Source organism: Sphingomonas bacterium (assembly GCF_903643065.1).
In the GTDB taxonomy this organism is placed as follows: Bacteria; Pseudomonadota; Alphaproteobacteria; order Sphingomonadales; family Sphingomonadaceae; genus Sphingomonas.
On the sequence record NZ_CAHJWX010000345.1, the window covers coordinates 1 to 3,304 of the forward strand.

General features: G+C 73.9%; 4 protein-coding genes. All 4 read left to right on the plus strand.

Annotated elements, in window-relative coordinates:
• Positions 1-1,174, plus strand: a 1,174-nt coding sequence (locus tag HUU95_RS11710; protein WP_174280272.1) for a HAMP domain-containing sensor histidine kinase, incomplete at its 5' end; no start/stop codon positions are given.
• A 193-nt stretch (positions 1,175-1,367) separates the two neighbouring features.
• On the plus strand, positions 1,368-1,610 hold the full coding sequence (locus tag HUU95_RS11715) for a hypothetical protein (protein ID WP_174280273.1): 243 nt from the start codon (positions 1,368-1,370) through the stop codon (positions 1,608-1,610).
• A 4-nt stretch (positions 1,611-1,614) separates the two neighbouring features.
• Positions 1,615-2,700 carry an anhydro-N-acetylmuramic acid kinase gene (locus tag HUU95_RS11720; protein ID WP_174280274.1) on the plus strand — a complete coding sequence of 362 codons (1,086 nt, stop codon included), beginning with the start codon at positions 1,615-1,617 and terminating at the stop codon, positions 2,698-2,700.
• Between the two features lie 130 nt (positions 2,701-2,830).
• Positions 2,831-3,304: ATP-binding cassette domain-containing protein (locus tag HUU95_RS11725; protein ID WP_174280275.1), on the plus strand; the 474-nt coding region annotated here is incomplete at its 3' end.

Genomic DNA, 3,304 nt, shown 5'->3' on the forward strand with positions numbered 1-3,304 from the left:
CCGGCCGCTCCGCGCCGATCGCGGGCGCATCCGCCGGCTTTCCGCCGATCCGATCGCACCCGGCCTGCCTCGCCGGCCCGAGGTCGCCGCCGGCATCTCGCGCGCGCTAGTCGAATCGGGACTGCACCTCGGCCGGGTCGACACCGGCGTCCGTCCGATCGACCCCGCCGAGCCCTGGTTGCGCCGGCTGCCGCCCGGCCAAGCCGAGCGGCTGCGGCGCTCGGGCATGGAGATCGAGATTGCGGTCGAGCAACCCGGCCGCGGCTGGCTGGTGCAGAGCGCGCCGTGGACGCGGTTCGACGGCGCGCTGGTCTGGCGGCTGGCCGGGCAGACGCTGATCCTCTACGTCGTCGTGCTGCTGCCGATGCTGTGGATCGCGCGCAGGATCGCCCGGCCGTTGCGCGACCTGGCCGACGCCGCCCGCGCCTTCGCGCCCGGCGGCGAGGCGGAACCGCTGGCGGAGGCGGGACCGCCGGACCTGCGCGCGCTGATCGCCGCGTTCAACGCGCTGCGGCTTCGTGTCACCGCGATGCTGGAGGAGAAGGACCGGATGCTGGGCGCGATCGGCCACGACCTGCGCACGCCGCTCGCCGCGCTGCGCGTCCGGATCGAGTCCGTGGAGGACGAAACCGACCGCGCGCGCATGGCCGACACGATCGCGGAGATGAGCCGCACGCTGGACGACATCCTGTCGCTCGCCCGGCTGGGGCGGCCGAGCGAGGCGATGACCGACGTCGACCTAGCCGCGCTGGTCGACGCGGTGGTCGAGGACTTCCGCGACCTGGGCGATCGGGTGACGCTGGTCCCCGCCGACCGGCTGACGATGCGGCTGCGCCCGTCGCTGATGCGCCGCGCGGTGCGCAACCTGATCGAGAACGCGGTGAAATACGGCCAGGCGGCGACCGTCACGCTCGGGTCGAACGCGCGGGAGGTGGCGATCGTCGTCGCCGACGCAGGGCCGGGCATCCCCGACGACCGGATGGCGGCCGTATTCGATCCCTTCACCCGACTGGAGGGATCGCGCAACCGCGAGACCGGCGGCATCGGCCTGGGCCTCGCGCTCGCGCAGGCGATCGTACGCGACGCGGGCGGCGAGGTGCGTCTGGCGAACCGTCCGGGCGGAGGGCTGGACGCGACGATCGTCCTGCCGCGCCTCCCGCGACCCGAGGCGTGAGCCGAGTCGGGTCAGGCCAGAAGGGAATACTAGCGCGCGTGGCTGCATGGCGCCTGCAATGGTCGCCCGCCCGAGCCGGAGGCACGACGGCACGGCCGCGCACCGATGCGGAGACGCGGAAAGGCGGTTCATCGACGGTCGAAGGAGCGGGAGCGGCTTGTCACGCCCGCCCCGACGTCGCAAGCGCCCGGCGATGACCGATGCCGACCTGATCGACCGATTCCTGGCCGCGCTGGTGCGCGAGGTGGGAGGCAATCGACGGCGGTGGCGGCTGGTACTGGGTACGGTGCGCCTGCACGACGTCGCCACCCACCCGCACTGCAACTGGTCGATCGCGCCGGCCGGCGGCATCGACGAGGTGGCGGAGGTGGAGCGCGTGGCCGACGACCTGCGGCTGCGCCACCCGATCGTGGTGCCGATCGTGACCGGAGGCTGAGGCGATGCGCGTCCTGGGCTTCATGAGCGGCACGTCGCTCGACGGCGTCGACGCGGCGATCCTCGACACCGACGGCGTGGCGGTGACAGGCCTTGGCCCCGCGCTGCTGCTGCCCTTCACGCAGGCGGAACGCGAGGTGCTGCTCCGCGCGACCGCCGATGCTCTTCGGACCGATGGGGCCGAACCGGCGCCCGCGAGCTTCGGCGAGGCGAGCCGCACGATCGTCGCCGCGCACGTCCGCGCCGCCCGCGCGCTGCTCGCCCGGCCGGAGGCGGGCACGATCGAGCTGATCGGCTTTCATGGCCAGACCGTCCTGCACCGGCCCGAACGCGGCCTGTCGATCCAGCTCGGCGATCCCGCGGCGCTCGCCGCGGCGCTGGGCGTCCCGGTGGTGGCGCGGCTGCGGCAGCGCGACCTCGCAGCGGGTGGCCAGGGCGCGCCGCTGGTGCCGGTCTACCACGCTGCGCTCGCGCACTGGCTGGGCTCGGCGCGGCCGGTCGCGTTCCTGAACGTCGGCGGGGTGGCGAACGTCAGCTTCGTCGGGGAGGCAGGCGAGCTGACCGCCTTCGACACCGGTCCCGGCAACGGCCTGATCGACCTGATGCTTCAGCAGCGCACCGGCGCCCGCTACGACGACGGCGGCCGGCTTGCCGCGGGGGGCCGCGTCGACCAAGCCGCGCTCCAGGCGATGATGACGAGCCCGTATCTCGACCGTCCCGGTCCCAAGTCGCTCGATCGCCACGACTTCTCGCTCGATCCGGTCGCCGCGCTCGACATCGCGGACGCCGCCGCGACGCTCACCGCCTTTACCGCCGCCAGCGTGGCCGATGCCGTGCGCCACCTGCCCGCCGCGCCGCGATGCTGGGTCGTTTGCGGCGGCGGGCGGCACAACAGGGTGATGATGGCGGCGCTGCGCGCCCGGCTGCCGCTCGTGACGGACGCCGACGCGCTGGGCCTTCGTGGTGACTTCCTCGAGGCGGAGGCGTTCGCGTTCCTCGCCGCACGCTCGGTCCGCGGATTGCCGATCACCTTTCCGGGCACGACCGGGGTCGGCGGGCCGACGACGGGGGGCGAGGTGTTCCGACCATAGCCGCCGTCATCCCGGACGTGTTCCGGGACTCGGCGTCGCTCAGGGCTCGCGAGCCGACGATCGCGCACGGCGCTGGAGGCCGGGACAGGTCCGGCATGACGGATCGTGCTGCACCTGCTAAGGCCGCGGCATGCTCACCCTCTCCGACATCACCGTGCGCCTGGGCGGCCGCACGATCCTCGACGCCGCGTCCGCCGCGCTGCCGCCGCGCTCGCGCGTCGGGCTAATCGGCCGCAACGGGGCGGGCAAGTCGACGCTGGTGCGCGTGATCGCCGGCCAGCTCGATCCCGACACCGGCACCGCCGAAATGCCGCGCCGCACGCGGCTGGGCTATCTGGAGCAGGAGGCGCCTCACGGCGTCGCCAGCCCGTTCGAGACCGTGCTGGCCGCCGATATCGAGCGCGCCACGCTGATGGTGGAGAGCGAGACGTGCGAGGACGCCGACAGGCTCGGCGACATCTACGAGCGGCTGGGGGCGATCGACGCCTATACCGCGCCCGCGCGCGCGGCGGGCATCCTGGTGGGTCTCGGCTTCGACGAGGAGATGCAGGGCCGGCCGCTCGACAGCTTCTCGGGCGGGTGGAAGATGCGCGTGGCGCTCGCC